Below are 25,506 nucleotides of genomic sequence, written 5' to 3' on the forward strand. Positions count from 1 at the left end.
TGGGCTGAGCTGCCACAGCTGTAGAGCTCAGCGCCGGAAGCCGCCCTCCGAGTCGATCACCTGCCCCGTGATCCAGCCCGCCTCGTCCGTCGCGAGCCATGCGATGAGGCGGGCCGGGTCGTCGGGCATCCCCCAGCGTCCGGCGGGGAAGCGGGCTGCGACGGCCTCGTACACCTCGCCGGTCAGGTAATCCGTGTCCACCGGGCCCGGGTTGACGGTGTTCACGGTGATGCCCTGCTCGGCGAGCGTCGTCGACAGGGAGCGGGTGACGGAGGCGAGGGCGCCCTTCTGGAGCGCGTAGGCGATCTCGCCCGGCATGCCTCCGGCGATGTCCTGGCCGGAGGTCATCATCATGATCCGGCCTCCCGAGACGCCGACCCGCTGCCGCGCGAAAGCCTGTACGAGCAGCAGCACCGAGCGGGTGTCGACCGCCCAGTGCGCGTCCAGCATGGCCGCGTCGATCTCGTCGAGGGTGCCGTCGCCGCCGCTCAGGGCGTGGTTGGCGACCAGGATGTCGAGCCGGCCGCCGAGCGCGTCGGCGGCGGTGGCGATCAGTTCGGCCGGGGCGGCGGGCTCCGTGAGGTCACCGGGTCCGGTCACGACCCGCGCCTCGGGATCGCCGAGCGCTCCCCGCACGGAGGCGAGCACGTCCTCGGGGCGGTCCGCTCCCCAGGGCTGGGCGGCGTCGTGCGGCACATGGTGGTGCAGATAGACGCTCGCCCCGTAGGCGGCCAGCCGTCGGGCCACCGCGTGGCCGATGCCGCCGCGTCTGCTGGCGCCGGTGACGAGGGCGGTACGGCCGCGCAGGGGCAGGGGGTCGCGGCGGAGTTCTTCGGGGGTGGGGTGGGGAAGGCGGGGCATGGACGACCATGATGGGGAAGCGTTTCGTGTGGCGCACGGGATTTTCCCGGCCGTCCATGCGCCGGGGTGCCCGCGTCGCTATCCGTGCGCGAGCGGCCGCAGTTGGACGAGTCCCAGCCACGTCTCCGGTCCGGGCCGCACATGTGCCGCGCGCACCGCGTAGCGGCCGGGGTCGAGGGCGATCCAGACGTGGTCGGTGCGCAGCGAGTCGGTCCCCGGCCAGGCGGCGTCGAACAACAGCACCGGACCGGGGACGTTCCAGGCGACCTCCGGCCCCCACACCGCCGCGTCGAGCGCCGCCGGCACCTCGGCGAGCAGCTGCTCCTCCGACTCCGCCGCCGACCAGCGTACGAAGACGCCGCGGTCCGGCAGATACGTGGTGGAGGCGGGCTCGTCGCCGAGGACCAGGGCCACGCTGTCGCCGACGGGCAGCAGGCCGACGTAGCCGTCGACCTCGCAGGCCCGGTCGTAGTCCGAGGCCGTCTCGTCGCCGTCGGCGCCGGCCCAGAACGGCAGCACGGTCTCCGGGACCGCTATGAGCGGCCCGCCGCCCGACTCCACCCACTCCGCCGCGCCCGGCTCCGCGTATCGCACCATGGCGCGGAATCTACCTGGTACATGACAGTGCGCGTCGCCGTTCACGGGAAGATCCGGAATCCACCATTCAGCAGCGGCTTCGCACCGTCGCGCCGCGGTCCCGTTCGGCAACGGCCGACGCGGCGCCGTAGCCCCGTTCAGCAGCCGCAGTTCTCCGCGTCCACCGGCGCCGTCAGGGGGTCGGCCTCGCGGGTCCGCCTGCCCTCCCAGGTCTCGTACGCGAAGCCCTCGCGCGCCCAGTACTCGAAGCCGCCGAGCATCTCCTTGACCTGGTAGCCGAGTTCGGCGAGGGCGAGCGCCGAGCGGGTGGCGCCGTTGCAGCCCGGGCCCCAGCAGTACGTCACGACCGGCACGGACTTGTCGAGGAGCTGCTCGGCCTGCTCGGGGATGAGGGCGGTCGGCAGGTGCACGGCGCCGGGGATGTGGCCCTGGTCCCAGGCCTCGGTGGAGCGGGAGTCCAGGACGACGAAGCCGGGGTCGCCCTCGGCCGAGAGCGCGGCGGCGACGTCGGAGACGTCGGCGTGGAAGACGAGGCTCGCACGGAAGTAGGCGGCAGCCTCGGCCGGGGCCGCGGGGGCGACCCGCAGGACGGGGTTGACGGTGTTCGTGCTGACGCTGCTCATGCTCGGGCCTTTCCCTGACAAGACGCGCGGGACTTCTCGTCGGGCCTCGTCGCCCTCCCCGCACCCAGAAATCTACGTCGGACGATCATCTCCCTGAAGTGGCGATCCCCGGCGTTCCACTTGATCCGCCGGTGATTCCCCTGGTATCTCTCCGGCATGACCGAGTTTTCCCCGGACGCCACCGACTGGCGCATCCTCGATGTCCTCCAGCGGGAGGGCAGGGCCAGTTTCGCCGAGCTCGCCCGCGCCGTCTCCATGTCCGCGAGCGCGGTCACGGAACGGGTGCGCCGACTGGAGGAGGCGGGCGTGATCCAGGGGTACGCGGCGGTCGTCGACCCGGACCGGCTGGGGCTGCCGATCCTGGCGTTCGTGCGGCTGCGTTATCCGAACGGCAACTACAAGCCGTTCCACGACCTGGTCGAGGCGACGCCGGAGATCCTGGAGGCGCACCACGTCACGGGCGACGACTGCTTCGTCATCAAGGTCGCCGCGCGGTCGATGCGGCACCTGGAGGAGGTGTCCGGCAAGATCGGCTCGCTGGGCGCGGTGACGACGAGCGTCGTCTACTCCTCACCCCTGCCGCGCCGCCCGCTGGGCCGCTGAGCGCACCTTCAGGGACGAGCCGGCCCTCCCCTTCACGACCTCCAACTGGGCGTGGATACGCCGTCTCAGGTCGGCGACATGACTCACGATGCCGACGCTGCGGTCCCGTTCCCGCAGCGAGTCGAGCACGTCGAGGACCTCGTCGAGGGTCTGGTCGTCGAGGCTGCCGAAGCCCTCGTCGATGAAGAGCGTGTCGAGCCGCACCCCGCCCGCCTCGTCGGTGACGACGTCCGCGAGGCCGAGGGCCAGGGCGAGCGAGGCGAAGAACGTCTCGCCGCCCGACAGCGTGGCCGTGTCCCGCTCCCGTCCGGTCCAGGCGTCGACGACATGCAGCCCGAGCCCGCTGCGGCCGCGTCCGGCGCGGTCGTCGGAGTGCACGAGGGTGTAGCGGCCCGAGGACATCCGCAGCAGCCTGACCGTCGCGGCGGCGGCCACCTGTTCCAGCCGCGCCGCCAGCACGTACGACTCCAGGCGCATCTTGCGTTCGTTGTCCGCCGAGGTGCCCGCGGTGAGCGAGGCGAGGCGGGCGACCCGGTCGTACTCCTCGCGCAGCGGGGCGAGGCGGCGCACGGAGACGGCCGCGCGCGCGGAGAGCCGGTCGAGGTCGGCGCAGCGCCGGGCGGCGGCGTCGCACGCGGAGGCCGCGTCGCGGACCCGCTGGGCGGCGAGGGCGGCGGCCTGCTCCGCCACGGCGAGGTCGGCGGGCGGCTGCTGGGCGGCGGCCGCGGTGTCGGGCTCGGCGAGGACGGCCCGTACGGCGGCCTCCTGCGCCTGCCAGTCGTCGAGCCGCCGTTGGAGGTCGCGGTGGGCCGCGTCGTCGAGGAGCGCCTCGGCCGCGGCCTGCGGGGTGTCGAACCCGGCCCGGAACGCGGCGTCGGCCAGCCGGGCGTCGGCGTCCTTGAGCCGCTGCGCGGTGTCCTCGGCGACGCGGGCCGCGTCGGCGGCGTCGGTGAGCAGTCTGACCTGCCGCTCCAGCTGGGCGGCGCGCGCGGCGACGCTGTCCAGGGCGCCGCGGGCCTGCGCCAACTCCTCCTCCAGCGCGACCCGTTCACGGTCCAGTCGGTCCCGGCGGCCGACGCGGGAGGCGGCGCGCACCGCGGCCTCCTGGCGGACGGCGGTACGTCGCTCGTGCTCCTGCTCGGCGCGGCGCAGCTCCTCGTGCGCGGGGTGCAGCACGGAGGCGGCGTGCCGGGCCTGCGCGTAGAGCCGCTCCAACTCCTCGGCCGCTTCGGCGAGTTGCTCGGTGGAGGCGTCACCGGCCTCCGCGGTGGCGGCGGCGAGTGCCTCGCGTACGGTGCCCAGGCGCCGTTCCTGCTCGCTGTGCCGCTCCTCGGCCCGCTGGTAGGCGGCCAGCGCCCGCTCCTCCGCCTCCCGGTCGACATGCCCGGCGTCCTTGCGGGCCGGGGCCGGGTGCTCGGTCGCCCCGCAGACCGCGCAGGGCTCTCCGTCGGTCAGCTGGGCGGCGAGTTCGGCGGCGATGCCGTTCAGCCGCTGCTCCTTGACGTCCAGCCAACGGGCCTTGAGCGCCAGCGCGTCCGCCTGGGCGAGGCGGACCTGTTCGGCGGCGGTGTCGGTGTCGCCGGCCAGCTGGTCCCGCAGCCGCGCCGCGCCCAGCCGCCTCTGCGCCGGCTCCCGCTGCACGCCGAGCTGCTCGGCCCGGGTCGCCGCCTCCTGGGCGGAGTCGATGCGGGCCTGGAGCGCGGCGCGGGTCGCCTCCCAGCCGGCGAGCCAGTCGTCCGCCTCGCGCAGCACGTCGTCGTCGGCACGCTCCTGCCGGTCCAGGCCGGCCCGCTCCGCGACCAGGTCGGCCAGCCGCTGCTCGGCACGGCGCGCCGACTCCAGCCCGCCCAGCTCCTCGGCGGCCCGGCGGGCGGCGGACGCGAGCCCGGCCGCGCCGGCGTCGGCGAAGGCGTCCGGCAGCGAGGCACGCGTGCGTGCCCGGGCCGCGTCCGCCCGGCGGTGCTCGGCGTCGGCGGCCTCCCTGAGCTCCAGCGCCGGTGCCACGGCCTCGGCCTTGCGGGCCCGTTCCATGCGCGCCAGCGCCTGCCGGTAGCCCTCGGACCGCTCCTCCAGCAGCGCGGCCCGCTGCCGCGCCTCGGCGAACCGCTGCTGCAACCGGGCCACTTCGCGTACGTCGGTCAGCGCGCGCTCGGCGGCGGCCTGCGCGGACTCGGCGGCCGTGAGCCGGCTGTGGGCGATGGTGAGCTGTTCGCGGGCGGTGCTGCGGGCGACGGCGGCGGCGCTCATGACGGCGTCGGCGAGACCGGGCTCCCCGGGAGCGGCGCCCGGCAGGGCCATCGCGTCGCCCGCCGCCTGCTGCATGCGGTGGGCGTCGGCGAGCAGTTCGGTGTCCCCGTCGCGGACCTGTGCCTCGGTGGCGCGGCGGCGCTCGGCGAGCCGCTTCTCGACCTCGGCGAAGCGATGGGTGTCGAAGAGGCGGCCCAGCAGCCGGCCCCGCGCCTCGGCGTCCGCGCGCAGGAAGCGGGCGAAGTCGCCCTGGGGCAACAGCACGACCTGGCAGAACTGCTCGCGGCTCATGCCGAGCAGCTGGGTGACCTCCTCGCCGATCTCCTGGTGGGAGCGGCTGAGGTCCTTCCAGGAGCCGGTCCGGGCGTCGTACTCGCGCAGCCAGCTCTGGGCCTTGTCGAGGGTGCTGCCCGAGCCGCGCTTCTTGGGGCGCTCCCAGGGCGGCTGCCGGGTGATCTCCAACCGGCGTCCGGCGACGGTCAGTTCGAGACGCACCTCCGTGCGGGTGCCGGGGGCGGCGTGGTCGCTGCGCAGGGTGAGGCCCTGGCCGGACTGGCGGGCACCGGGGACGGAGCCGTACAGCGCGTAGCAGACGGCGTCGAGGACGGAGGTCTTGCCCGCGCCGGTCGGTCCGTGGAGCAGGAAGAGGCCGGCGACGGACAGCTCGTCGAAGTCGACGCTCTGGGAACCGCCGAAGGGCCCGAAGGCCGTGATGTCCAGCCGGTGCAGCCTCACCGGGCGCCCTCCCCCGTCTTCGGCCGGCGCAGCCGCACCGGCCCCGCTCCCCCGCCGTCAGCCCGCGCCGGCCTCACCGCGCGACCTCCTTGACCGCCTCGTCCGCCCGCACCGCGTCGAACGCGTCCCGCAGCACGCCCTGTTCGTCCGTGTCGGGGCCCGCCCCCCGCACATGGGCCACGAAGTCCTCCGCGATCTCCTGGTCACTGCGCCCCGCGAGCCGCTTGGCGTAGGACACCTCGGGGTCGTCCGGGGCGCGCTCGGGGTCGAAGACGAGGCTGAGGGTGTGCGGGAAGCGCTCGGTGAGGCGGGCCATGGGGTCGGCGGGGCGGACGGTGTCGGTGAGGGTCGCCTCGACCCACGCCTCCTCGTGCCGGGCGAGTCCCGGATCGGCGAGCAGTTCCTCCAGCGTCCCCCGCAGCCGGGCCAGCGCACGCGGCACCGGGCAGTCGACGCGCTCGGCGGTCACCGCGCCCTCGGCGTCGAGGTCGACGAGCCACATCGTCTTGCGGTGGTCGGCCTCGGAGAAGGAGTACGGCAGTGGGGAGCCGGAGTAGCGGACGCGGTCGGTGATGGTCTGGCAGCCGTGCAGGTGCCCGAGGGCCGCGTAGTCGACGCCGTCGAAGACGCCGGACGGTACGGCGGCGACCCCGCCGACCGTGATGTCCCGTTCGCTGTCGCTGGCCTCGCCGCCCGTCACGAACGCGTGCGCGAGGACGACGGAGCGGGTGCCACGCGCGCGTGTGGCGAGGTCGGCGCGGACGCGGTCCATGGCGGCGGCGAGCACGGCCTCGTGCCCGGGCTTCTCCACCCCGAACTCGTCCTTCACCAGGGCCGGTTCGAGGTACGGCAGACCGTAGAAGGCCACGTCACCGAAGGCGTCCCGCAGCACCACCGGCGTCCCGCACGCCGCCGGCTCGGTCCGCAGATGGATGCCCGCGCGGTCGATGAGGCCCGCGCCCACCCCGAGCCGACGCGCCGAGTCGTGGTTGCCGGAGATCATCACCGTCGGCACCCCGAGGTCGGCGAGTCGGTGCAGGGCGTCGTCGAACAGCTCGACCGCGGCCAGCGGCGGCACCGCGCGGTCGTACACGTCTCCCGACACGACCACGGCGTCCACGCCGCGCTCACGCACGGTCGCGACGAGCCGGCCGATGAACTCGGCCTGCGCCCCGAGCATGCTGACCCGGTGGAACGCCCGGCCGAGATGCCAGTCGGAAGTGTGCAGCAGTCTCATGATCCCCGAGACTAACGGCCGGGTCTGACAACACGGGCGGTTACCTGCATGTCAGGCATCTCCATAGGCCTCTCCACCCAGTTCGAACCCGGCCGTCCCGGCGGTCGCGTCCGCGAGCCATGCCTCGAAGGCCGGTACGTCCGCGTCCGGGAGGCCGATCTCGATCGTGACCGCCTCGCCGTAGCGGACGTCGCGGACCTCGCGGCCGGTGGAGCGCAGGTCGTTCTGGAGCTTGCCCGCGCGGTGGTGGTCCACGGTCACCGTGGCGAGACGGAAGCGGCGGCGGGTGATGCTGCCGAGGGTGTCCAGGGCCTCGCCGACCGCGCCTCCGTACGCGCGGATGAGGCCGCCGGCGCCGAGCTTGACGCCGCCGTAGTAGCGGGTGACGACGGCGACGACGTACCGCATGTCACGGCGCAGCAGCATCTGGAGCATGGGGACGCCGGCGGTGCCGCCCGGTTCGCCGTCGTCGCTCGCCTTCTGGATCGCGCCGTCGGCGCCGATGACGTAGGCGAAGCAGTTGTGGGTGGCGTCGGCGTGCTCCTTGCGGACGGCCGCGATGACGTCCTGGGCCTCCTGTTCGGTGGCCGCCGGGGCGAGGGCGCACAGGAAGCGGGAACGGTTGACCTCGGTCTCGTGCACGCCCGCGCGGGCGACTGTGCGGTACTCGTCCTGCATCGGGCCAGCCTAGTCCGTGGCCAGGGCAGGGCTGTGGGCCGGCTCAGCCGGAGTCCCGCAGGCCATGCCCACGGGCTCAGTCGGAGTTCTCCCAGGCCAGATACCCCGGCCCGTCCGGGGTCAGCACCGGCACCCACGCCTCGTCGGCCTCGGCCAGCCGGGACCCGTCCAGGGCGAGGGCGGCGGGCCAGGTGTCGTCGCGGTTCGCCGAGCCGTAGACCCGGAGCTGCGCGACCGCGTCCCGGAGCCGGTCGAGGAGCGGCGCCGGCCACTCCAGGCCGCGTGCGCCCTGCCCCTTCAGCTCGCCCACGAAGATCGCCTTCAGGTCCTCGTCGAGGTCCCGTCCGAACAGGGGGACGAGATAGCCCTCCTGCTCGTACGGGACGCAGCCGAAGCCGCCGCCCTGGGTCTGGTAGACCACGCCGGTCGGTGCCGCCACGACCACGAAGGCCCAGCCGCGATCGGCGCCGCTGCCGTCCGGGTCCAGGAACACATACCGCTTGCTCACTTCCTCTTCCCCCGGGGCACCGTGACCGCCGTCAGCAAGGCCGTGCCCGGGGCGAGGGCCTCCCAGGCCGTGCCGCGCCAGGCCAGGACGGCGATGGCCGCCGTGGGGAACTTCACCCGGACCGTGTCCAGGCTGTCGTCGAGGCCGTCGCCGGCGAGGTCGAGGACGAGGTCCTCCAGGCCGGGGTTGTGGCCGACCAGCAGCAGCGTCTCGACCTCGGCGGCCACCTCGTGCACGACCTCCAGGAGTTCGGGCACCTCGGCGCCGTAGAGCCGGGCGTCGTGGCGGACCGGGGGCGGGGTGCCCCACTGGGCCGAGGCCAGGTCCCAGGTCTGCCGGGCGCGTACGGCGGTGGAACACAGGGCGAGGTCGGGCAGGCAGTCGGCCTCGGCGAGCGCCCGGCCCGCCGCGGGGGCGTCGCGCAGACCGCGCGGGGCGAGGGGGCGCTGGTGGTCGCGGACGCCCTCCGGCCAGGCGGATTTCGCGTGGCGCAGCACGACGAGGCGGCGCAGCGGACCGGCTCCGGCGCGGGCGATCATGCGAACGCGCCGATGTCGCGGGTGAGTTCGAGACCGAGGAGCCGGTCCGCGTAGGCGTACGTCTCGAAGCGGGCGCCGGCCGGGAGGTCGGAGGTCTCGACCGACCGCAGGACTCGTAGGACGCCGGGTACGTCGAGGTCGTCCTCCCAGGCCGTGCGCAGCTCTCCGCGCACCTCGTCGGGCACCGGCCGGGACGGCTCGCGCGCCCAGCCGGCGACGGCACGACGCCACCGTACGAGGGTGTCGTGGGCGTCCTGGAGGGCGGCCTCGTCGAGCCGCGCCGGCTGCCCCCGACGCTGGGACAGCAAGGCGAGCCGCAGTACATCGGGCTCGGCCCCCTCCACCAGCCGGTCGACGGCCCCGACCGCACCGGCCACGCCCTCCACCGGCCCCTCGACGGCGGCGACGGCCAGCCTGATTCCGTCCGGGTCCGGTGCGGCGCTGTCCTCAGCCACCACATGGACGGCCTGCGCCCCGCCGAGGCCCCTTCCGGCCTCCCGGCCGTCCTCGAAGGGCCGGACGCCGAGCGCCGTGGCGGCCGCCCGTACCTCGGACCGCCGCTGCGCGCTGTCGAGCAGCGCCCAGACCGGCGTACCGCCGAGTTCGAGGGCGCGTACGAGGGTGTCGGCGACGAGCAGTACCCGCAGGGCGGTGCCGTCGAGGCCGGGCACGTGCGCCTCGACACGGGTCAGGCCACGGCGGGCGGGGGCGGCCTCGACGGGCTCGCCGGTTCGGGCGTCGATGATGCGCAGCACGGGGTGAGCGTAGGCGGGACTGTGGCCGTCCGCAGGCAGGTGGCGCGGATTCCGGACAGGATGGCGCCGCGCGTGGGCCCGTGGACAAGGGGTGGGTGGGCCCGTGGACAAGGGGTGCGTGGGCCCGTGGACAAGGGGTGCGTGGGCCCGTGGACAAGCGGTGCGCGCGGGACGTCGTACTCCGGCATCGTGGGGAATCAGCGGGGGCGGTGCACTGTTGTGCTGGTCGTCACAGCGGCTGAGACCCTCCAGGAGACCCACGGTGTACGGAGACGAAGCGACGGTCCGCAAGATCCTCACCGAGAGCGGCGACACCTGGGCCGTGGTGGGACTGTCCACGAACCGGGGGCGCGCGGCGTTCGGCGTGGCCGAGGTGCTCCAGCGCTACGGGAAGCGGATCGTGCCCGTGCACCCGAAAGCGGAGACCGTGCACGGCGAACAGGGCTACGCCTCACTCGCCGACATCCCCTTCGACGTGGACGTGGTCGACGTCTTCGTCAACAGCGACCTCGCCGGCCCCGTCGTCGACGAGGCGATCGCCAAGGGCGCCGCAGCGGTCTGGTTCCAGCTCGGCGTGATCGACGAGGCGGCGTACGAGCGTGCGCGTGCGGCGGGTCTCGACATGGTGATGGACCGCTGCCCGGCGATCGAGATTCCCCGGCTGCGGGACTGAGGCGCGCGGGGCTGCCGTCGGTCAGGACCGCGCGACGAGCGGGCCGTCCTCGCCGCGCCGGGCGGCGCAGCCCCAGGGGTCCCGTGCAGCGTGTACGCGCGGTGGCGCTCGCGAAAGCCGATCGCCCGCTGGAGGAGGTCGCCTTCCCGCGGGTTGACGGCTCTCGTCAACTCCGCCCACAGCCCGGCCCGCACCTCAGCCCTGCCCCTCGCACGCGTTGATGTAGTACAGCTCTATCTCCACCCGGTCCGCCGATCCCCCGGACCAGAACGGGCGCGTGCCCACGTTCCCGCCGCAGAAGGCCTGCGGGCGGCGGGACTTGAGGGTGGCGTTGACATCTTCCGCGAGGTCGGTCGCCGCGCCGAGCATCGACTGCGGGGCGACACCGAAGGTGATGACCATGCCGATGCGGCGGCCGTCACCGCTCGCGCGGATCTCCTTGTCGAGCGCCGCGATGATCTTCTTTCGGTCGGCGGCGTTCAGGTTCCCCTTGCCGGCGGCGCGTCCGGTCGCGCCCGAGGACAGGGACACCGCGAAGGTGTGCCGCTTCGGGTCGAGGCCGGTCGGGCCCTTCGCCGTCCGCGAGGGGGAGGGCGACGCGGAGGACGACGGGGAGGACGACGGCTTCGGCGACTTCTTCGCGCCCGCCGCTCCCGTGCCGTCCGAGGCGATCATGCCGAGCACCACCAGGAACAGCACCAGGAACAGGTCCGCGAACAGCCAGCCCGCGAGATGGCGCGGGGCGATGCCGGCGCCCGGGGGGCGTCGCCTCACCGGTGTTCCCCGCCGTACCAGTCGTCACCGGGCCGACGCGGCGGCGGTGTCGCGGCTCCGGTGCCGGGAGCCGCGGGGTCGGAGCCACCGGTGTCGGTGCGGGGCGGCGCGGACGGCGGGGGCGGCGCCGCGGCGGGCCCGCCGGAGCCACCACCGGGGTACCCGTTGCCGTTGTAGGGGCCGTTGTAGGGGCCGTTGTAGGGACCGCCGTGGGCGCCCGTCGACGGTCCCCCGGAGTTCGACATCGGCGCGGGCGCGGAGCCCCCGTTCTGCAACAGGGCGAGCACGCGCTCCAGGGCGTCCATGTAGGCGTACATGCGCTCGCTGTTGTCGTTGAGGACGCCCATGGCCTCGCCGACCCTGCGGGTGGTCTCGGTGACCTCGTCGGCGACGGTGGCGTGCACCCGGTTGGCCTCCTGGGAGCTGCCGGCCGCGCGGCGCAGTTCGGCGAGCAGGCGGGTGAGGGACTCACGGGTCGCCTGTTCGTCGCCGCGCAGGTCGTCGCGCATCTTGGCGAAGTCGCGCAGGAGTTGGTGCGGCACGGTCAGGGAGCGACCCATCTCGCCCAACTCGCCCGCGGAACGCGTCCATTGGTCGAGGGCGGTGACGAACCTGCCCTCGGGACCGGGCGCGAAGATCTTCTCCATGCGGTCGGCGCTGTCCGAGAGGGTGCGGGAGAGCTCGGCGGTGCTTCGGGTGATGTCCCGTGCGATGCCGACGAGTTGGCCGGCCGGTACGACCTGGGCCTCCAGGACGGCGTGCTTGGACAGCTCCATGGTGAGAACGGTCAGCTGTCCGGCGATCCGGGTGCGCAGCCGTTCGCGTGACGCCTCGTGCTGGGCGTCCCATTCGAGGCGTTGCAGCCACATCGTGGCGAGGACCACCCCGCCGATGAGCAGCACCACGAGCAGGACGGCGGTGCCGCCGAAGCCCGAGGCCCACAGCCGCAGGAAGTTGGTGCCCTTCGCGGAGTCCTCGAAGTCCCCGAAGGCGAACCACAGGGACAGCCAGGTCAGCACGATCGGCAGGAAGACGGAGACGTCGCGCGCGGTCGACACCACGGCGATCAGCCCGCTGTGGCGCGGCTCGGCGTCCGGCACCAGCGCGTCGGGCGGGTAGGCGTGCAGCAGGTTGACGCCGGACAGGGCCCGGCCGCCGGCCCGGGCGTCGTCGGCGATCCAGGTCAGCACCGAGCGCCCGGTGCTCTCCTCGGGGCACTCGCCGGCCAGCTCGGTGAGCCGGTCGGCGGCCGCCCGCAGCGCCGCGGAGGGTTCGGGCGCCGGGGGCGCGGGCCGGTGTGTGGCGGGTTTGCTGCTGGACAAGACCTCTCCCTCAGTCCCGGGGACCGCGGCGGTCGGGGCCGTGGTCTCCGTCGTGCGGCCGGGCGGGCAGATGCTGCCGGAAGTACTGCTGGACGACGACGGCGTGGACGGTGTCCTGTGCCTTGCCGCGCCGGCAGCCGTCGAGCAGCGCCTGCAACAGGGCGGGCGACGGGGTGCGCCCCGCCGCCTCCAGGACGTCCAGCACCTCGCGCTGCCCCAGCTGCTCCCCCGTCGTGCACAGGAGGAGCAGCCGGTACAGGTGCACCGCCTGCCAGGGGTTCTGGGGCGCCATCCGGTCCACGGCCTCGGCGTGGAACTGGGTGCGGCGCATGATGTCGAAGGGGTGGTGGCGTTCCTTGCCGGGGCGGCGCCGGGCGCAGCTCTCCAGCAGGGTGCGGGCCTGGGCCGGGGCGATCCGGCTGATCCGGTCGACCTCGCTCATCAGGAACGCCATGGAGAAGCGGGCCACGAGCAGCCGCATCATGTCGTCCAGCGCGGTCTGCGAGACGCCGATCTGCAGGGCGATCCGCAGCAGCGGCAGGACGTCGAAGTCGGCCCGCCGGCGCGCGGCGCTCTCCAGCCGCTCCTCCAGCACCCGGTACACCACCCGGCCGCCGGGCGGCGCCAGGGACAGTTCGCGCAGCAGGTCCCCGCCGGCTCCGTCGAAGGCGCGGTGCAGCGCCCAGGTGTGGATCTCCTCCCGCAGATGCCGGTAGGGCTGGAGTTCGAGCGAGTCCGGGCGCCACAGGGCGAGGAGGCGGGCCAGCTGTCCCTCGGTGGCCCGGTCGAGCTCCAGCTGTATCCGGGGGACGGCGGTGGGACTGCGCAGGTAGGCGTCCTCGCGGTCCGACAGGTCGCCCTGCGGGGCCGCCTCCAGCAGGCTCATGACATCGCTCATCAGCCCGGGGGCGACCTGGTGTCCGGCCGCCCACTCGCGGATCTTCGAGGGGTTGGCCATCGGCTGGTCCGGCAGCAGCCGGCTGAGCGCGCCGGTGCCGCGGCGCCGCTGGAAGGCGACGAGGCGTGCGGCCTGGTCCCGCAGGGGGCCGGGCGGGCCGGGGTCGGCCTTGGCGTCGACGCGGCGCCGGGTGGCGTGGCGGGTCCCGGTGCCGTCGCCCCGTACGAACACGAACTGCGGCAGGTCCTTCGCCGCGTCGTTCTCCTCCCGGGTGGCGAAGCCCCAGCTGCCCAGCACGACCCGGCCCAGCAGTCCGGCCAGGGCGTGGACGACGACCTCGCCGTCGACCGGCGAACCCACCACCGTGAGCGGTGCCCCGGGCTGTTCCATCAGCGCCTCGGCGAGCCGCACCAGCAGGTCGTCGGGCACGTCCTCGGCCGCCGTGTCGAGGGTGCCGAGGAGGCGCTGCTCCTCGACCAGCAACTGCCGTACGAGGTCCAGCGGGACCCGCTCCAGGCGCTCGGCGCCGCTGCCCCGGGCCGCCTGGCCGTCGAGGAGGGCGCTCTGCCGGACGGGCGGCGGCAGCCAGTCGTCCCAGTCGCTGCGGCAGGCGGCGAGCGCGAGGTGCAGGTCGATGCCGCCGGCCGGGCCGGTCAGGACGTGGGTGAGGGTGGAGCCGGCGCGGCCGTTGGGGTCGCGGACGGGGAGTTTGCGCAGGACGGCGGCCTCGTTCTCGTGGCGGAAGTAGACGAAGCCGGGTGTGGTGTCGCCGGGGTGTTCCTGGCTGGCCCACACCAGGTGTTCGATACGGCTGTTCCAGCGCAGCAGCGCCTCGCGGTCGAGGGAGGTGGCGACCGGGCCGACGTCACCGCGGCCGGTGAGGGAGCGCTCGGACCACTGGTAGACGGTGATGTCGGCGCGCGGCCCGCCCCGCGCGGGCAGGCTCATGTGCCGGGCCCCCGTCCCGGCAGCAGGGCGTCCGCGGCCGGTCCGGTCATGACGCCCTTCATGGCGAGCAGCGCCAACAGCGGCCGCAGCACCCGGTGCTGACGGAAGAGGGCCTCGTCGAAGCGGCGGGCCGCGGCCTGGTCGGCCTGGGCGCGGGGGCCGGTTCCGGTGGCGGAGGCGAGGTGCAGGGTGGAGCCCTGGCACTCGCCGGCGAGTTGCAGCCAGTCGCCGCCGCCGCGGGCGCCGAGGAAGGCGTAGACGTCCTCGCTCTCCCGCTCGACGGTGCTCAAGTCGGCTTCGGCGTCGGGCTTCTCGTGCAGCCAGCCGTCGATCTCGCGGTAGCCGCGGAAGCGCAGCAGGTCGCTCTTGGTGACGACGAGGGCGCACGGGACCGGCAGGAACGGCAGGGCGGGGTTGGCCTGTTGCTGGCGCAGCCGCTGGCGGACGTGCTCGAACGCCGGGTCGCGTCCGGTCGTACCGCCCTGGGAGGTCAGGCCGTGTATGCGGGTCGGGTCGACGACGCAGAGCAGGGCGCTGAGCCGGTTGAGGAAGTCGGACTCGCGGCCGGGGCGTTCCAGTCGGCCGCCCGCCACGTCGAAGAAGACGACGCTGTGCGAGCGGCCGGAGTGCTCGTCGGTGACGACGAGGCCGGTGGAGTAGCGCAGTTCGGGGCGGTCGGCGGTGGCGACGAGTTCCTGGCGGCCGTCGATGAAGGGGGCGACGACCTCGTTGAGGTAGAGGTGGTAGCGCTGCGGGTCCAGGGCCTCGACGCGCAGGCCGTAGCGGGCCATGACGGTGGACTTGCGGGCCTGGTCGATCATCGCGGCCAGCAGGTGGGACTTGCCGGTGCTGGACGCGCCGACCAGCCCGATGCGGACCGGTTCGGTGCCGAACAGGGGGTAGCGGTAGGGCAGTTCGTGCTGGGGCACGTCGTCGTTGCCGGGGCAGACCACGTAGGTGCGGGCGAGCTGGGCGTCCCGCTCGGCGGCGGAGTGGGTGGGCAGGTCGGCCTCGGGGAGCATGCCGCCGGAGGCGTCGAGGACGACCCGCTCGGCCGTGTCCCAGTTCAGCGCCCGCAGGCACATGGGGCACTCGACGGGGCCGAGGGCGGGCAGCGGCCGGTCGGTGACGATCCGCAGCCGCCGCCCCATCCGGCGCCACCAGCCGGGGGGTCGTACGGCGGGCGGGGCGTAGCCGCCTGCGCGCAGGCTGCCGGCGCCGGTGCGCTGGCGGGCGCGCAGGGCGCGGAACTCCTCGCGGGCGAGCGTCTCGCGGCGCTTGGCCTGTTCCGCGAGGGGCCGCTCGAACAGGCCGTTCGGCGCGGCGCCGTCGACGAGGCGGCGCACCAGTTCGCGCGCGGGCGGGGAGACGGCGGAGCCCAACGGGAAGGCGGCGCGCAGGAGTTCCTGGAGCCATTCCTCGTGGCCCTGGTCGAGGACGGCGTGCAGGTGTTCGCGGGAGGAGCCGCGCGGCAGGGTCTCGCCGGTGGCCATCCAGAACGCCACGAGGGCGGCGCTGAGCACGTCCTGGTCGGCCGAGGCGGGCAGCCCGGGGCGGAAACCGGGCGCGTCCCATGCGGTCGCCGGGCGGTCGGGCAGCGGCTCGGTGGCGTACACGGCCCCGTCCAGTCCGGCGAGTTGGAGTCCCTCGGCCTCGTCCCACCACAGGTGCTCGGGGCTGATCCGGCCGTGCACCAGGCGGGGTTCGTGCAGCCCGGCGACGGCCTCGAACAGGTCCTGCACCACCCCGCGCAGCCGCGGGCCGTGCAGCACGTCGGGGGTCTCGAAGCGGGACAGGGGGACGCCCCGGCAGTCCAGCAGCATCCGGTGCGGGCGCCGGGAGTCGTCGTAGGCAAGGACGTGGGCGAGCTGGCGCGGCAGATGCGGTCCGTGGAAGTCGGCGAGGCTGCCGAAGAGGTCGAAGTGGCGGCGCATCCGCCGCTCGGCCTCGGGCCCGACCGCCTCCTGCACCATGACCGGGTGCCGGCCGGGCAGCCTGCGGTAGCGGCGGACCCGGAAGGGCGGCAGCTCCAGGCGGCCCTGCTCCCCGGTGTCCTCCTCAAGGCTGAAGACCGCCTCTTCCCCGTCCCCCGACCCGGGCCTTCGGCCCCGGAACTCCGCCACCCCCGCGTCTCCTCCCCGTAGCCCTCCGGGACACCAACTATCACAGAACGCTGCCCACGCGAGTGGTGCTTCAGGCACAGCACCGAAATGAGTGCACTTGGCGTTCACCAGTTCCTGACGGTTGATCAACTCCTGTTGGCCAAAGGCCAGTCGGGGGTATGACCTGGCCCGGTACAGTCGGAGCACCTGAGGCTGGGGGGAGCGCGCATGGCGGCACTGACGGCGGGGCGGTTGCAGCAGGACGGGGTGCTGCGCGTGCTGGCGGAGCTGTACGCCGATCCGCTCAGCGCCGAGCTGCTGCTGCGGGGGCTGGGTGCCGATCTGACCCGGCTGCCGCCCTTCGGGGGTTCCCAGGCGCCGCTCGGCCACTGGTTCCGGATCTGTCTGACGATCGAGCACGGGGCGTTCGGCTTCACGCTGGAGGACCTGGTGCGGGCGGCGCACCGGGACTTCCCGTCGAACGACCTGTTGGGCCGGTACGCGAGACCCCGCGCGTCGGACGGAACGCCGGACGACCGCCTGACCGTGCTGTGTCTGCTGGCCGGTCCCCGGGAGGCGTCCAGGCTCCAGCTGCGGCACGAGTTCCGCACCATCGAGGAGGCCGCCCGCCGGGGCCGGCGCCGCACCCTCGACATCAGGCTGTCGGCGGCGACCCGGCGCCGCGACCTGCTCCCCGCGCTCACCGAACACAAGCCGGACGTCCTGCACTTCGGCGGGCACGGCTCCCCCGACGGGCATCTGCTGCTGGAGGGGGACGACGGCTCGGTCGCGCCGGTGCGTGCGGAGGCGCTCGGGGCGGCGCTCGACGCGGTGGGCGGAGTCCCGGTCGCCGTCCTCAACGCCTGCCATCTGGGGCGGTATCTGGACGTCGTCAGACCCTATGTCGGCGAGGTCATCGGCTCCCCGGCGAAGCTGGACGACGACGACGCGCTGGCGTTCTGCCGGGACTACTACGCGTCCCTCGCCCTCGGCGAGTCCTGGGAGGGCGCTTTCAAACAGGCGCGGGCAGGCGTGGGCCTCGGCCGGCCCGGGCCGCCGGACCTGCGGCGCGAGGTGGGGTTCCGGGAGGCCGACGCGGTATGACGGGGCAGCGCGTGCGAGGACGGAACCGTACGACGGGGCGGTCGGCCCGGAGGGGCGGCGACGCATGAGCGAGCAGCGGCAGCGTACCGTCAGCGTGCATGTCCCCGCCGGAGTGAACGTCGCCGAGCGGCGACGGCGCAGTCAGGAGCGGGAGCGGGCGGAGGCCGGGGCGCGGGGCGCCGACGAGGGCGGGCCGAGTCCGGCGGCGTACGACTTCCTGCTCGGGCAGGCGGGCGGGCGCCGTGAGGCGGTCGACGTACCGCAGCCGGACGGCGGGCCCGGCGAGGAGGTCACCGTCGTCACCTCGCAGCTGCTGCGCAAGCTCGGCTCGGCCGGGACCACCTGTCCGGTCTGCCACCACTCCTTCCGGCTGGGCGAGCAGATCTCCATCGAGCGGGCCGAGGCGGGCCCCGGTGTCGTCCTCAAGCACCGCAGCCGCCGCCTGGACTGCCTCAACCCCGGGGCGGGCGCGCAGTCCTCCGCATCGGCCGAGCTGTTCCACCAGGGTCTCGACGAGGCCAATCCCCCGCCGCCGGAGCTGAACACGGTCCGGCTGCATCGCGGACATCCCCTGCTCCGGCTCCACCCGGGCCCGGGCGACGGGGCGCCCACCCGGCACCGCTGCTGGGTGTGCGGGCACACCTTCCGGCCGGACGAGATGGTCATCCACTGCACCTGCGCGCCGGACGCGCCGAACTGCGCGAGCGCCGTCCACCGTGACCCGGACCACGGGCTGGTCTGCTACGACGACTGGAAGGCCCAGCATCCCGGGGTGCCGTGTCTGATGCTCAACTCCCTGCGGGACACCCGGTGACCGGCGACCGGTTCGCGCGGCACGCGCTGGTCCCCGGCTGGGACCAGAAGCGGCTGGCCGACGCCACGGTCGTCCTCGCGGGCGCCGGGGCACTGGGCAACACGGTCGCCCAGACACTCGCGTTGGCGGGCCTCGGGCGGCTGGTGGTGTGCGATCCGGACACGGTCGCGGTGAGCAACCTCAGCCGCTGCCCGCTGTTCCGGGCGGCGGACGTGGGCCGGCCGAAGGCGCGGGTGCTGGCCGAGGCGCTGGCGGACCTCGCACCCGGCACGGCCGTGGACGCCCGTGAGGCGCCGCATGTGTCCGGAGCCGGGCTCGCCGAACTGCGGGACGCCGACCTGGTGGTGAGCGCGCTGGACAGCCGGGCGGCCCGGATCTCCCTGGCCGGGCGGTGCACGCTCGCCGGGACCGGCATGCTCGACGGCGGGACGCACGCGTGGGGCGGCGAGGTCTCCTGGTACCCGCCCGGCGGACGCTGCCGGGCCTGCGGTCTCGGTCCCGCCGAGCGGGCGGTGCAGGACGACCCGTGGTCGTGCGCCGCGCCCGATCCGGCCGCCGAGGCGGGCGCGTCGGCTCCGGTGTCGGGCCTGGTCGGCGCGTGGCTCGCCGACTTCGCCGTACGACTGCTGCTGGGACTGTCCGTGCCGGAGGCGCCGTTGCGCGTCGACGCCGCGGGGTTCGCCATGCCGCTGTCCGGGGCCCCGTCGGGTGAGCTGCCCGACCCGGACTGCCCGCTGCACGAACGGCTCCCCGCCGACGTCCCGGTGCTGCCGTTGGACCAAGAGGCCACGGTGGCCGACCTGTTGGACCACGTCGACGTGCACGAAGAGCCGCTCGCCTGGGCAGGATTCAGCAGGCCGGTGCGGCGGCGGGCGGCGGTGCGCACCGTCACCTCCCGGCTGCGGTCCGCGCCCGCCTCGGCGCGGTTGAGCGCACTGGGGGTGGCGCCGCGTGAGGTACTGCCCGTGGCCCGACGGGACGGATCGGGGCTGCGGTACGTCGAGTTGGCCGCCGTCGGGAAGGAACGGCAGGGCATACCGGGCGACTTGACCGAGGCACGGCGCGCGACGACGGAGGGTGTCCTGTGAGGGACGAGCTGTACAACGAGCTGGAGCGGGTGATCAACCCCCAGGAGGGCGAGATCATCCTGCGGTCCATCGGGTTCCGCGAGGCCCGCCTGCCGTCCACGGAACTGGCCCCCCGGTTCTACTGGTCGGAGGTGCGCCGGCTGATCGACGCGGGCGTGCTGGTGGACGGCGAGGCGCTGCTGGCGCGTGCCGCGCACAACGAGTACCCGGGCAACCCGGTGTTCCGGGCCTCCGTCGAGGCGCTGGAACCGGTCACCGAGCCGCCGCAGCCGCACCGCGTCGAGTCCCACAGCCCGCCGCCCTCCGGCCCGACGCCCACGGCCGCGCCGCCGACGGAGCCGGACACCTATCCGACCCTGGTCTTCGTGTGCAGCACGCACCACGCGGCGTTCATCGAGGAGGTGCGCCGCCTCGACCCCCGCGCCGAACTGTTCTTCGTCAGCCAGGGCGAGGAGGCCCAGGTGGGACAGATCGCGATGTCCCTGACGCGTGAACTGGCGCCCAGTCAGATGGACGACGTGCGCGGCGAGTTGATCGCGGCCGGTGCCCCGGCGGACCTGGAGATCCTCCAGGAGGTCTACGACCACCGGCCCTATCTGCTGGAGGCGCTCCGGGTCAACGGACCCGACCAGCAGCCCTACGACCTGGCGGGGGTGCCGTCGATCACCCCGGTGCGGGACATCGCCGCCGCCGTGCTGGCGCACTACGAGGGCCGGATGGGGCGGCGCCCGCGCACCGTCGTCGACCATCAGCAGCCGGACGGCAGCTTCCGCCGTCTCGATCCGGCGCAGTCCCTGCACGACGCCGGTGTGCGTGAGGGCGACACGCTCAACGTGTATCCCGAAGCGACCGCCGGGCACGCCGAGTTGCGGATGCAGGCGATCATCCGGGTCCGTGAGGAGATGCACCGCTACGCGGACCAGCACGAGGACTTCGAGATCGTCGACACCGACGACCCGGAGTTCCCCACCGACTACGAGATCCGCTTCAAGGGGCCGGGGCTGCGGCTCCCGGAGCAGCAGAGCGCGAGTGCGCTGCCGCGTCCGGAGGTGCAGGACAAGCACAACCTGCTGATCCTGCTGGGCCCGGACTTCCCGCTGGTCGCCCCGGCCGTCTTCTGGCTGAGCCCGATCTTCCACCCGAACATCAAGGGCCCCGATCCGCAGTACCCGGAGGCCGAGGGGGCCGTGTGCCTGGGGGTGCTGGCGCACTCCTGGCGCCCCGCCCTCGACTTCGGCCAACTGTGCCAGATGCTCGTGGACATGGCTGGGTATCGTAACTACGAGATCTCGGACAGTTTCAACCCAATCGCTGCATTCTGGGCTCAGACGGAGGACGGAGTGGCCATGATCGAGGCCATCGGGGGCAAGCCACCGGTGCCGGTCCCGCCGCCCGACGACGGCGTACTGCGCGTCGGCGCCCTGCGGATACGGCGGACGGACGGGACGGCCGATGGCACTTGACATCGAGCTCTTCCAGGGCGAGTCACGCCAACTGGTGCGCACCGAACCGCTGATCGCGCTGCTGAAGCCGGCCTTCGCGGCGGAGACGGCCCCCTTCAAGGGCCGCCCCCGCTTCGTGCTGATGCTGCGCAACGACCCCGGGCCCGACACCTACGAGCCCGACACCCCCGGCACCGACACGTACGAGGGAGATCTCCACCTCACCAATCTCCGCGCCGACTTCGGGTACATCCATGTCGCGATCCATATGGAGGGACGCGTGGTCTACCAGAAGCCCTACTCCGTCAACTCGCTCGTCGGCCCGGTGCTCGCCCGGCTGGCCCGGGAGATCTCCCCCGAGGAGCGCCAGTGGGCGTTCCGGATCGCCGGGCTGCCCTCGCCCGAGGACGACGAGTCGGCGCAGCGGCTGCCCCCGGTGGTGGACGGCACGGACGACATCGACGTCTCCCGCTCCACCCGGCTGCCGTTCGGCATCCGCCCGGCGGCCGAGCCCGAGATCCCGCTGCTGGACCTGGCCGAGTACGGGGTGACGCTCAGCGACACCGGGGCGCCGGTGACCGTGCTGCTGGGCACCGGGGTGCGGCGCAGCATGATGGAGATGGAGCTGTCGACCGAGATCGAGGAGGGCGGCTTCCTGGTCGGCCGGGCCTTTAGGCGGGCCGACGACCCCGCCCTGCACGCGGTGATCGTCGACGAGGTGCTGCCCGCCGAGCACTCGGGGGCCTCGCTGATGCACTTCACGTTCACCGGCGACTCGTTCCGTGCGATGAGCCGGACGCTCGGCGACCGCCAGCTCGTCGGCTGGTACCACACCCATCTGTTCCAGACCGAGCGCACCATCGGCCTGTCCCGTACCGACATCGACCTGCACCGGGACACCTTCCGGCGCCCCTGGCAGGTGGCCGCCCTGATCAACCTCACCTCGCGCCGGCGGGTGCTGACCTGCTACGCCTCCTCCGACGACTGGATGGCACCCTGTCCGATCCGGAACCTCGATGACGACCCTGACAGCCACCGCAGTACGCATCCTTCACTGGGCCATCACTGAGCCGGCGCCCGACGGCACCCCGGTGCCGCCTCCGACCACCTCGGCCCGGCCGCCCGAGAGCGACGACGACCCGGTCGTCCTCCTCGAACGGCTGGCCCGGGTCACCGCGGCCCGGCTGCACCTGTCCGACCCGCCCCTCGGTGACCGCGGCCCCACGGGCCTGGAGCCGCTGATGGTCGCGGCCGCCCTGGCGCTGCGGGACGACCCGCCGACGGCCCTGCTGGTGGCCGAGGGCGTGGGCGGCTCGGGCACCGTACGCGATCTGATGGCCCGTCACGGTCTCGTGGGGCGTGCCCTGTCGGCGACTCCGCTCGACGCCGAGCTGCGGACGGCACTGCTGCGCGCCTCGCCGCTCACGGCCCTCTTCGACCACCCTCCGCCGGGCACGGAGGAGCGCTGCGGGCAGCTCCTCGACCGGTTCCTCGATCACACCGAGGGCAGACGCGTGGCGGTGGCGGGCCTCGCCGCACCACCGTCCTCGCCCGCCACCGCCCGTCACCGCGCGGCGCTGCTGCGCCGGTTCCGCTTCACCCCGGGGGAGAGAACAGTCGTGTACGAGGTGTACGAGACGGCACTGCTGCACCATGGCGGCCACTACCGCGGACTCACCGACGACGTACGGAAGTTGGCCAGCGAAAGCCCCGCCAGGCTGCTCGACGGCGACACGCGGGGCCAGTGGGCGCGGGCCACGCTCGACTGGTGGCAGCCCCTGTCCGTGCTGGCCCGGCGCCATCCCGGGGAACTGCGCCGCCGCCCGCTGCTGAGCGGCTACCGCACCGGCACGGAACTGCACCGCATCTACGGCCGGGTCCGGGAGTTCGAGGCGCTGCGCGAGGTGCTGGACCGATGACCAGAGCGCTGCGCCTGGCCACCGCGGACCACGGCGACCGGATGGACCTGCTCGGCACCGCGGGCGACCGCCCGCTGCGGGAGGCGCTGGCCTCCTGCGAGGTGTGGCTGCTCGACCCGCTGGACGAGGAGTTGCTGGACCGGCCCTGGTCGGACTTCGCCCCCGACGTCTGGCTGCGGTCCGAACTCGCCCCGGGCACCTCGCTGTTCGCGCCCCCGGGGATCATGGCCGCCAGCCCGGCCCCGACGTCACTGAGCAAGCCCCCCGCCGCCCTCGCCACCGGCACGGAGGCGGCGGAACCCGAGCAGGCCGACCACCCCGACCGCATCACCGACGCCCAGGCCGTCCGGCTCGCCTACTACCCGCACATCGAACGCGTCGCCTCCCTGCTGCGCAGCCGTCTGCCGGTGCTCGTCATCAGCGAGAAGCTGATCGTGACCCATCTGTGGGAGGAGATGGTCACGTTGGCCGAGTGCCGCGGCATCCGGCTCGACGACGACTCGCGGGAGGACGAGAGCGGCCGCGGGCCCGGTGACCCGGTCGGGGACATGAACGGCGCGTCGATGAGCACCCGTCAGCGTCGCCTCGCCCGACTCCGCGCCCAGCTGGAGGAGTTGAAGGAGGGTGACGTCATCGTGCTCACCCATCTCGACCTGCTGGTCGGCAGCGCCGACATCGGCCGGCACGCCGAGGCACGCGAACTGGTCGAGCTGCTCTACGCCTTCCCCGACCAGCTGGTCCTCGCCTTCGCCGACCCGACGCTGCCGCTGCCGGACGTCCTGGCCGAGCGGTTCAGCGCCCGGGTCACCCTCAGCGGTCTGCCACCGAAGGTGAAGACGCCGGAGACCGAGGAGGCCCTCCTCGGGGCGGCCCTGGTGACCCGGGAGGAGGCGGAGACCTTCGAGGGGTTCCAACCGCGCGAGTTCTACAAGCACGTCGCCGGCATGAACCCCGTACGCCTGCGGCAGGCGATGCGGTACGCGCACGAGAAGCACCGGACGCAGCCGAAGCGGGCCACCCAACAGGACCTGCGCGAGACGCTGTTGACGTTCAAGGCGCAGCAGTCCTCGCACTTCGAGGTCCCCAACGTCACGCTCGACGACATCGGCGGCTACGACGAGGTCAAGGACGAGATCCGGCAGACCCTCGCCATCATCAGCGGCGCGCAGAGCCTGCCCGACGACATGGAGGAGGTGCGCTCCGAACTCGTCCCGCGCGGCATCATCTTCTACGGCCCGCCCGGCACCGGTAAGACGCTCTTCGCCAAGGCCATCGCCAACGGCATGAACGCCACCATCCAGGTGGTGTCCGGGCCCGAGGTCACCGACATGTACGTCGGTGAGAGCGAGCGCAAGGTGCGGGAGATCTTCGCCTCCGCGCGGCGCAGCGCGCCCTCCGTCATCGTCTTCGACGAGATCGACGCGATCACGATGGAGCGCAGCAACCGTCCCGACGGCGGCAGCCGGGCCGGCAACAGCGTGGTCGCGCAGATCCTGACCGAGATGGACGGCTTCCGGCCCGAGGTCCCGATGCTGGTGATCGGCACGACCAACCGCATCGACATCATCGACAAGGCGCTGCTGCGGCCGAGCCGGTTCCGGTCCATCGCCATCTCGCTGCCCGACGTCACCGCCCGCCGGGCCATCCTGCGCCATCACGCGGGCCGCTATCACATCTCCCTGGACGACGAGGTGCTGGAGCTGATCGCCGAGGCGACGGCGGGCCGCAACGGCGACGAGCTGCGCTCGCTGATGCGGGACGCGTTCGTCGGCCGCCACATGCACGGCATCGAACCGGACGCCCGCCGGCTGGGCTGGCTCGTGGGACGGCTCCAGCAGGGCCGCCTGGAAATGATCTCGGAGCGCCGATGAGCACCGCTACGGCCACCTGGAGTGGCGACGACCTCAATGCCGTACGCCGGCTCAAGGCGCTCGGCCGCAGCATCGACCAGCACTTCGTGGGGCGGCGACTCGCCCTCGACCTGCTGGAGGTCGCAGTGCTGGCGCACGAGCACGTGCTGCTGCTCGGGCCGCCCGGCACCGGCAAGACGGACCTGGTCAGCCGGTTCGCGGCGGGGCTCGGCAGCCGTCCCTTCGTACGGCTGCTGACCCGGTTCACGGAACCGGCCGAGCTGTTCGGGCCGGTGGACGTGCCCGCGTTCCAGAGCGGCGACCAGTACCGGTTCCGCACCGACGGCATGCTCCCGAAGGCCCATGTCGCGTTCCTCGACGAGATCTTCCAGAGCGGCAGCCCGATCCTCAACACGCTGCTGACCGTGATGAACGAGCGCGTGTTCCACAACGGCCACGACGTGGAGGCGGTCCCGCTCATCACCCTCGTCGGCGCGGCCAACTCCCTTCCGCAGGACCCCTCGTTGCTCGCCTTCGCCGACCGGTTCCTGCTGCGGCTGACGATCCCCCCGGTGGCCGGCAACCGGCTGGACGAGCTCCTGGAGAAGGGGTACGCGCCCGGCCGCGCCACGTCCGCCGGGGACGAGCACGCGTGGATCGACGCGGCCACCCTGGACCGGCTGAACCGGCAGCTGGCGCACGCCGATCTGAGTGCGGTGACCGCGGAGTACGCGGAACTGGTGCGTGAACTCCTCGGCCAGGGCGTGACGTTGTCCGACCGTCGGATCATCCGCGGGCTCCGGCTGGTGGCCGCGGCGGCGCTGCGGGAGGAGCGGGTACGGGCCGAGGCCGCCGATCTGTGGCCGCTGGAGCACTTCTGGTCCGACCCGGCGCATGCGCCGGTGGTACAGGAGGCGGTACGCCGCCGCACCGGCGGCTTCGCCGAGGACCCCGACGAACCCGCCCGCACCGCACAACGCCTGGTCTCCGAGGCGCGGGTCCTCGGCCGCCAGGTCGGGGCCGGGTCGCCGCCCGCGTCCGTGGAGCGCGTCCTGCGTCAACTCAATGCGCTGAGGCTGGAGTTGAGGCGTGCTGTTCCGGGCAACAGAGAGGGCGAGAGGGAGCTCGCGAGTATCATCGACACCACTCTGGCCTTGCTGGACCAGGGCTGACGCACACCTACGGGCGC

General features: G+C 73.7%; 23 protein-coding genes. 10 read left to right on the plus strand and 13 right to left on the minus strand.

Annotated features, from left to right (window positions below; genetic code table 11):
- Positions 1 to 27: 27 nt before the first annotated feature.
- The 3 genes from EJC51_RS08850 to EJC51_RS08860 all read right to left on the minus strand — a co-directional run bounded on the left by EJC51_RS08850 (position 28) and on the right by EJC51_RS08860 (position 2,081).
- The gene (locus EJC51_RS08850) at positions 28 to 861 is read right to left on the minus strand and encodes an SDR family oxidoreductase (protein WP_126270560.1); all 834 of its coding nucleotides are present in this window, start codon (positions 859 to 861) and stop codon (positions 28 to 30) included.
- Between the two features lie 78 nt (positions 862 to 939).
- Positions 940 to 1,458: an immunity 21 family protein gene (locus tag EJC51_RS08855; protein WP_126270561.1), complete on the minus strand. Its 519-nt coding sequence runs from the start codon at positions 1,456 to 1,458 to the stop codon at positions 940 to 942.
- 137 nt (positions 1,459 to 1,595) lie between these two features.
- Positions 1,596 to 2,081, minus strand: coding sequence for a rhodanese-like domain-containing protein (locus EJC51_RS08860; RefSeq protein WP_126270562.1), 486 nt, complete (start codon positions 2,079 to 2,081; stop codon positions 1,596 to 1,598).
- A 156-nt stretch (positions 2,082 to 2,237) separates the two neighbouring features.
- Here EJC51_RS08860 and EJC51_RS08865 point away from each other — a divergent pair, with 156 nt between their 5' ends.
- A complete protein-coding gene (locus EJC51_RS08865; protein WP_126270563.1) occupies positions 2,238 to 2,684 on the plus strand; it encodes an Lrp/AsnC family transcriptional regulator in 447 nt (148 codons plus the stop codon).
- Here EJC51_RS08865 and EJC51_RS08870 read toward each other — a convergent pair.
- From EJC51_RS08870 to EJC51_RS08895, 6 genes are all read right to left on the minus strand, one after another.
- Positions 2,652 to 5,666: an AAA family ATPase gene (locus EJC51_RS08870; protein ID WP_126270564.1), complete on the minus strand. Its 3,015-nt coding sequence runs from the start codon at positions 5,664 to 5,666 to the stop codon at positions 2,652 to 2,654. The genes EJC51_RS08865 and EJC51_RS08870 overlap by 33 nt on opposite strands.
- A gap of 73 nt (positions 5,667 to 5,739) precedes the next feature.
- Entirely contained in the window at positions 5,740 to 6,903 is a 1,164-nt protein-coding gene (locus EJC51_RS08875; protein ID WP_126270565.1) for an exonuclease SbcCD subunit D, read from the minus strand.
- Between the two features lie 51 nt (positions 6,904 to 6,954).
- Positions 6,955 to 7,581, minus strand: a complete 627-nt coding sequence (locus tag EJC51_RS08880; RefSeq protein ID WP_126270566.1) for a YigZ family protein — start codon at positions 7,579 to 7,581, stop codon at positions 6,955 to 6,957.
- Positions 7,582 to 7,657: 76 nt separating this feature from the next.
- Positions 7,658 to 8,089 carry a DUF6210 family protein gene (locus EJC51_RS08885; RefSeq protein WP_126270567.1) on the minus strand — a complete coding sequence of 144 codons (432 nt, stop codon included), beginning with the start codon at positions 8,087 to 8,089 and terminating at the stop codon, positions 7,658 to 7,660.
- Positions 8,086 to 8,628 (minus strand): SixA phosphatase family protein, encoded by a 543-nt coding sequence (locus tag EJC51_RS08890; protein ID WP_126270568.1) that lies wholly within the window; start codon positions 8,626 to 8,628, stop codon positions 8,086 to 8,088. Before EJC51_RS08890 ends, EJC51_RS08885 begins: the two co-directional genes overlap by 4 nt.
- Positions 8,625 to 9,383, minus strand: coding sequence for a hypothetical protein (locus tag EJC51_RS08895; protein WP_207924940.1), 759 nt, complete (start codon positions 9,381 to 9,383; stop codon positions 8,625 to 8,627). Before EJC51_RS08895 ends, EJC51_RS08890 begins: the two co-directional genes overlap by 4 nt.
- A gap of 262 nt (positions 9,384 to 9,645) precedes the next feature.
- Between EJC51_RS08895 and EJC51_RS08900 the strand changes: the two genes are divergently transcribed.
- Complete coding sequence (locus EJC51_RS08900; protein WP_126270569.1) at positions 9,646 to 10,056, plus strand: CoA-binding protein; 411 nt, start codon at positions 9,646 to 9,648, stop codon at positions 10,054 to 10,056.
- A gap of 195 nt (positions 10,057 to 10,251) precedes the next feature.
- On the opposite strand, the gene EJC51_RS08905 is transcribed toward EJC51_RS08900, so the two are convergent.
- From EJC51_RS08905 to EJC51_RS08920, 4 genes are read right to left on the minus strand one after another with little or no spacing between them, the layout of a single operon-like run.
- Positions 10,252 to 10,830, minus strand: coding sequence for a hypothetical protein (locus EJC51_RS08905; protein WP_126270570.1), 579 nt, complete (start codon positions 10,828 to 10,830; stop codon positions 10,252 to 10,254).
- On the minus strand, positions 10,827 to 12,152 hold the full coding sequence (locus tag EJC51_RS08910; RefSeq protein ID WP_126270571.1) for a hypothetical protein: 1,326 nt from the start codon (positions 12,150 to 12,152) through the stop codon (positions 10,827 to 10,829). Before EJC51_RS08910 ends, EJC51_RS08905 begins: the two co-directional genes overlap by 4 nt.
- A gap of 10 nt (positions 12,153 to 12,162) precedes the next feature.
- A complete protein-coding gene (locus EJC51_RS08915) occupies positions 12,163 to 13,998 on the minus strand; it encodes a hypothetical protein (protein ID WP_126270572.1) in 1,836 nt (611 codons plus the stop codon).
- The gene (locus tag EJC51_RS08920) at positions 13,995 to 16,121 is read right to left on the minus strand and encodes a serine/threonine-protein kinase (protein ID WP_126270573.1); all 2,127 of its coding nucleotides are present in this window, start codon (positions 16,119 to 16,121) and stop codon (positions 13,995 to 13,997) included. Before EJC51_RS08920 ends, EJC51_RS08915 begins: the two co-directional genes overlap by 4 nt.
- A gap of 207 nt (positions 16,122 to 16,328) precedes the next feature.
- On the opposite strand from EJC51_RS08920, the gene EJC51_RS08925 reads away from it, so the two are divergent.
- From EJC51_RS08925 to EJC51_RS08960, 8 genes are all read left to right on the plus strand, one after another.
- Complete coding sequence (locus EJC51_RS08925) at positions 16,329 to 17,204, plus strand: effector-associated domain EAD1-containing protein (protein WP_126270574.1); 876 nt, start codon at positions 16,329 to 16,331, stop codon at positions 17,202 to 17,204.
- 64 nt (positions 17,205 to 17,268) lie between these two features.
- On the plus strand, positions 17,269 to 18,018 hold the full coding sequence (locus EJC51_RS08930) for a hypothetical protein (RefSeq protein ID WP_126270575.1): 750 nt from the start codon (positions 17,269 to 17,271) through the stop codon (positions 18,016 to 18,018).
- On the plus strand, positions 18,015 to 19,106 hold the full coding sequence (locus EJC51_RS08935) for a HesA/MoeB/ThiF family protein (protein WP_126270576.1): 1,092 nt from the start codon (positions 18,015 to 18,017) through the stop codon (positions 19,104 to 19,106). Before EJC51_RS08930 ends, EJC51_RS08935 begins: the two co-directional genes overlap by 4 nt.
- Positions 19,103 to 20,569, plus strand: a complete 1,467-nt coding sequence (locus EJC51_RS08940; RefSeq protein WP_126270577.1) for an effector-associated domain EAD1-containing protein — start codon at positions 19,103 to 19,105, stop codon at positions 20,567 to 20,569. Before EJC51_RS08935 ends, EJC51_RS08940 begins: the two co-directional genes overlap by 4 nt.
- Positions 20,559 to 21,617 (plus strand): JAB N-terminal domain-containing protein, encoded by a 1,059-nt coding sequence (locus tag EJC51_RS08945; RefSeq protein WP_126270578.1) that lies wholly within the window; start codon positions 20,559 to 20,561, stop codon positions 21,615 to 21,617. The genes EJC51_RS08940 and EJC51_RS08945 overlap by 11 nt, the downstream gene beginning before the upstream one ends.
- A complete protein-coding gene (locus EJC51_RS08950) occupies positions 21,565 to 22,467 on the plus strand; it encodes a hypothetical protein (protein ID WP_126270579.1) in 903 nt (300 codons plus the stop codon). Before EJC51_RS08945 ends, EJC51_RS08950 begins: the two co-directional genes overlap by 53 nt.
- Positions 22,464 to 24,338 carry an ATP-binding protein gene (locus EJC51_RS08955; RefSeq protein WP_126270580.1) on the plus strand — a complete coding sequence of 625 codons (1,875 nt, stop codon included), beginning with the start codon at positions 22,464 to 22,466 and terminating at the stop codon, positions 24,336 to 24,338. Before EJC51_RS08950 ends, EJC51_RS08955 begins: the two co-directional genes overlap by 4 nt.
- Positions 24,335 to 25,489 (plus strand): AAA family ATPase, encoded by a 1,155-nt coding sequence (locus EJC51_RS08960; protein ID WP_126270581.1) that lies wholly within the window; start codon positions 24,335 to 24,337, stop codon positions 25,487 to 25,489. Before EJC51_RS08955 ends, EJC51_RS08960 begins: the two co-directional genes overlap by 4 nt.
- The last annotated feature ends 17 nt before the right edge of the window (positions 25,490 to 25,506 follow it).

Source organism: Streptomyces aquilus (genome assembly GCF_003955715.1).
GTDB lineage: Bacteria > Actinomycetota > Actinomycetes > Streptomycetales > Streptomycetaceae > Streptomyces > Streptomyces aquilus.